Below are 3,808 nucleotides of genomic sequence, written 5' to 3'. Positions count from 1 at the left end.
ACGGTGGCTATCTTACCCGTTTTTACGTTTTTTTTCTCTATGATTACTACGTTCAGAGCGTCAGTAAATTTTTTGTGTATCACGTTCATTTGGTAGGTGCGGGTGAGGATCTGTTTTTTTGTCTCTTCTGATTTTAGATGAGCCGCAGGAAGATTTTTATAATCAACTTTGTCACCATAAACTGGTGTGTGTCAAGCAAGTTGTCGCCTTTTTTTCAAACGAAGTTCCAAGCTCTACCGCACAATTCTCTCATGGCCTCCGACGAGCAATTGGGGGCCCATTCTCGGCCATGAGAGAATTGTGCTATACCGTGCCATACTCAAACGGTTATGCAGCTTGCTTATCAGCCGTCTTTTCAGCTTTTTGCTGTTTAAATTTTTTCAAAGTAACCGTTGTTCCAGGTTCCCAATTCCTTGTCCTTCCAGACCATCTTTCAGGATGTTTCGATTTGGCTTTCTGATAAATTTGATGTCTGTTGGCAAGAACGGCTACATCATTGCCATTGTGCCGGTCAGCGGGGGTGACAAATCCAATACCGCTGTGCAAATGGACGTTATTGTACCAATATGTGAAGGTATGGACCCATTCCCTGGCTTCCAGCATCGCATCAAATGGCTTGGCCGGATATTCAGGCCGGTATTTCAGGGTTTTGAATAATGATTCAGAAAAAGGATTATCATTACTGATAGAAGGGCGGCTAAAGGATGGTATCACGCCCAAATCCTGAAGTTTGGCCAGCTGATCATTATATCAGCGGTTTCTAAAAATCAACTCCAGCGATTGTAAATCAGACACGAACCAATCGGATCTGCAATCCCGGATGCCTAAAAAGGGAACATCAATCTGTATTCGGGACAACTCCTGAAAAAGGGCTTGCATAAAAATACCTGATTGCTCTGAGAGCTTACGCCTGGTGGCCCCGTTATAGTGCACTGCACATCCCGGGCTCTCAGGATTTCCGCCTAAAACAGCGACTACTTTGTTCCCGCTGTCAATATATTCTTTCACCCGGCCACCAACAATACCTGCCAAATCTGCACAGCAACGCCGACCAGAGTCCGTATCCAAAACATCCAGGATGGATTGACCCGGCTTTCTTTTTCGGCCAAATCCCAGGCAGATCATTTCCGGACAGGGAATTTGAACCATACCGACATGATATTTCATGCAAAGGTTTATCACCTCAAAATTCATCGCTTTAAAACTGGCAGCACCAATATCTCGGGAATTCTGATTCAGAATACACTCAATCAGAAATACCATTCTTTTGCCCCGCTTATCAGAGGGACGGCACAAATAATTTTTCAACGTCCTTAACGGCTCTGTTATTTTCATTTCATTATCACCTGGTTTGAATGGGAAAAATTATAACGGAGAGAAATCATTACATTCAGGTGTATTACTTTTTATTTCAGGTGAAGGGGTTACATATTTCAATGTTATGGGCCTTCCTTTTTTTGATCGGATATTTCCCCAGTCATACCATGACCGCCTGTAAGCTGGTGCCAGATCAGATATCTTCCCTGCCAGTTTAGACCGAAATCGCGATACAAAAGCAGGATCGACGATACCATGGTTATCTTTGACCATCTTATCATAAATCTGTTTTAACTCCTGCCGTGAAACACCAAACAAATCACAGAAAATAGTGCAGTATTCAATTAATTGCTGCCCTGCCATAAACGCTTTTAACCTGAGAGAAGGCATCGGCCCTTCAGGGCCAGGATAAAAAATCGCATTCTGATCAGCTTTTTTCCAACTTTCTTTGGTTCCCATTGTCTGCCACGGCAATACCCCGTCAGCGCCTTTAAACCAGGCGGATAAGCACCACAAAAGGGTCATTGCATTGGATTGGTCTATCCTGTTTGCTGAACCGTATTCTGCAAACCTGACCGGTCCGTTCAAAACCTGTCTGTCATGTATCATTCTCGTTTTCTGTTGATTATTCCCCCCTATATATTCCATATCGGTGATACCCCAAAGAATATTTCGGCCAAATTCACTGTAGGAGATATCTGCCCTGAACCACATTTTCAAACGGGGATCGCGCTTCTTTGAAAGGGCGTCTTTCCATAGTTTGCCATACCACCTTAAGGCCCAAAAATCCTGAGTATTAACAGGCTCATCAAAGTGCCACGGAGCTGACGAAGAATCGTTTTTTCCCCGATAGGTAATTTTATTGTTCAGATAAAGTTGAAAAATCGTGTCAAACCATCTCTGTTCCCTGAAATGATCAGCAAACGCCTGGAAATCGTTTTTCATTTTTTTACCATATTCTATATTGAATGCTTCATCTGCCCAGTAAGAGGGTTTAAAATGCTGAAAAACACTAACCGGCCAGTTTTCGTTAAAAGGCAGATAAAACACATCCACCGGTTCATTGGCCCGCTTCATATCTTTAAATGCTGAACCATCCAGCAATGGTCCGATTCTTTCATCCCATTTTTCCCAGTCAAACACTCCATCTTTCACATCCGGTGCAAATGCAGGCTTCCCAGTCCAATTATAAGGCAGCCGGTTCAGACATGTTCTGTTCTCATGTGCCAGTTTGTAATAGTCATAGCTTTTATAAGGATCTGCAGTACCGTATGCATTCATTTCCGGCACAAAAGACAGCTTATCCGGCAATGTAAAATTGTAGACCTCCAGTTCTACATCAAACACCATAGTTTCTTCACCGTTCCAAATTGACAGCTTTCCATATTTTATCCCAGCCGGGGTATCATGGGGGACAAAAAGCTCACAAACAAAAGACCCATTCTTTTGCAGATTGAATTCCTGTCCTTTTAAAGGGACCAAAGGGTCCGGAAGCGGGCAGGGCGCCTTTCCATTCTTTGGATACACGTAAACGGCTTTAAGCAGCTTGGTCTTAAGCCCAGGAAAAGCAGGAAAAATAAGCTCCGCTTTTGCTCTATCAATCTGCTTTTTCGCATTGACCTGGAAGCAGACCGTTTCATTAACGTATGCCCGTGACCAAAGACCACATCCATAAGGCTGCTGCCGGGATAAGCCCAGTCTTGAACTTTATACCCGGCCTGATTAAAGCAGGAAGCCCCCGGCAACGGAAGATACCGAAATAAAAATCCCTCCTCCCACCTACCGGCAACACTGGATACCCCAGTCCTGAGAATAGGCGCGCTTTTGGACGCAGAGGTATTAAAATACAACACCGCACCCGTAATAATTTTGCCCCTCAGATCTTTAGGGTCAATGTCAAAGAGTACAAACTCCTGCTGCCCCTTCAGCTTTACTTTCCAAGAACCACCACAATTGCCGTTTTTCTCCCTCCCCACAGATGAAATACCTGTATCCCTTGTCACCTCAAACCGTTTTCCCTTACCTTCGGGCGGCCAGTTGGCATCGCACCGGGAGTCATTTAAAATACCCGAAAATAAAAAAAGCAGACCCACCATCAGGACCTGCTTTTTAAACGATATATTACGGCTCATGCTTCAAACCAAAGGAGTCAATATTTTCTTGCAACCCTTTTCCATACTTGCATATATGCCCCCACCATTTGATCAATGGAAAACCGGCTTTGGATAATTCTCCTGGAGGCTTTTCCATGGGCCGTTCTTTTTTCTTTATTAAGGCAATAATCAAGCATAATCTCAGAAAGATGTTCCCAGTCCCCGACTTCAAATAGTCGGCCGTTAATGCCGTCCTGGACAAGCTCTATGTTTCCTCCCACCTTGGTTGCAGCAACCGGCAACCCGGTAGCCATAGCCTCCAGAATCGTATTAGAAATGCCTTCATTGATGGACGGCAGGACAAACAAATCCATCTTTCTTAAAAGGTCAGGAATATC

4 protein-coding genes and 1 pseudogene are annotated in these 3,808 nt (G+C 44.1%); all 5 read right to left on the bottom strand.

The window, feature by feature from the left end:
* Nucleotides 1–327: 327 nt before the first annotated feature.
* A pseudogene (locus tag B3D59_RS00900) lies at nucleotides 328–738 on the bottom strand (integrase core domain-containing protein); the annotation flags it as partial.
* A 12-nt stretch (nucleotides 739–750) separates the two neighbouring features.
* On the bottom strand, nucleotides 751–1,335 hold the full coding sequence (locus tag B3D59_RS00895; protein WP_286817198.1) for a hypothetical protein: 585 nt from the start codon (nucleotides 1,333–1,335) through the stop codon (nucleotides 751–753).
* Between the two features lie 30 nt (nucleotides 1,336–1,365).
* Nucleotides 1,366–2,667 carry a glycoside hydrolase domain-containing protein gene (locus tag B3D59_RS00890; RefSeq protein ID WP_286817197.1) on the bottom strand — a complete coding sequence of 434 codons (1,302 nt, stop codon included), beginning with the start codon at nucleotides 2,665–2,667 and terminating at the stop codon, nucleotides 1,366–1,368.
* Between the two features lie 119 nt (nucleotides 2,668–2,786).
* Complete coding sequence (locus tag B3D59_RS00885) at nucleotides 2,787–3,449, bottom strand: hypothetical protein (protein WP_286817196.1); 663 nt, start codon at nucleotides 3,447–3,449, stop codon at nucleotides 2,787–2,789.
* Nucleotides 3,450–3,466: 17 nt separating this feature from the next.
* A partial coding sequence (locus B3D59_RS00880) for a glycosyltransferase (RefSeq protein ID WP_286817195.1) occupies nucleotides 3,467–3,808 on the bottom strand: 342 nt, incomplete at its 5' end.

It is taken from the genome of Desulfobacter sp. UBA2225, assembly GCF_002348205.1.
Taxonomy (GTDB): domain Bacteria; phylum Desulfobacterota; class Desulfobacteria; order Desulfobacterales; family Desulfobacteraceae; genus Desulfobacter; species Desulfobacter postgatei.
Note: the sequence above shows the minus strand (reverse complement) of the source record. Positions and strands in the feature narration are given on the sequence as shown.

Excerpts from the sequence above, each read along its gene's own strand:
- B3D59_RS00890 (WP_286817197.1), bottom strand. The coding sequence starts at position 2,667 with ATGGTGTTTGATGTAGAACTGGAGGTCTACAATTTTACATTGCCGGAT.
- B3D59_RS00895 (WP_286817198.1), bottom strand. The coding sequence starts at position 1,335 with ATGAAAATAACAGAGCCGTTAAGGACGTTGAAAAATTATTTGTGCCGT.
- B3D59_RS00885 (WP_286817196.1), bottom strand. The coding sequence starts at position 3,449 with ATGAGCCGTAATATATCGTTTAAAAAGCAGGTCCTGATGGTGGGTCTG.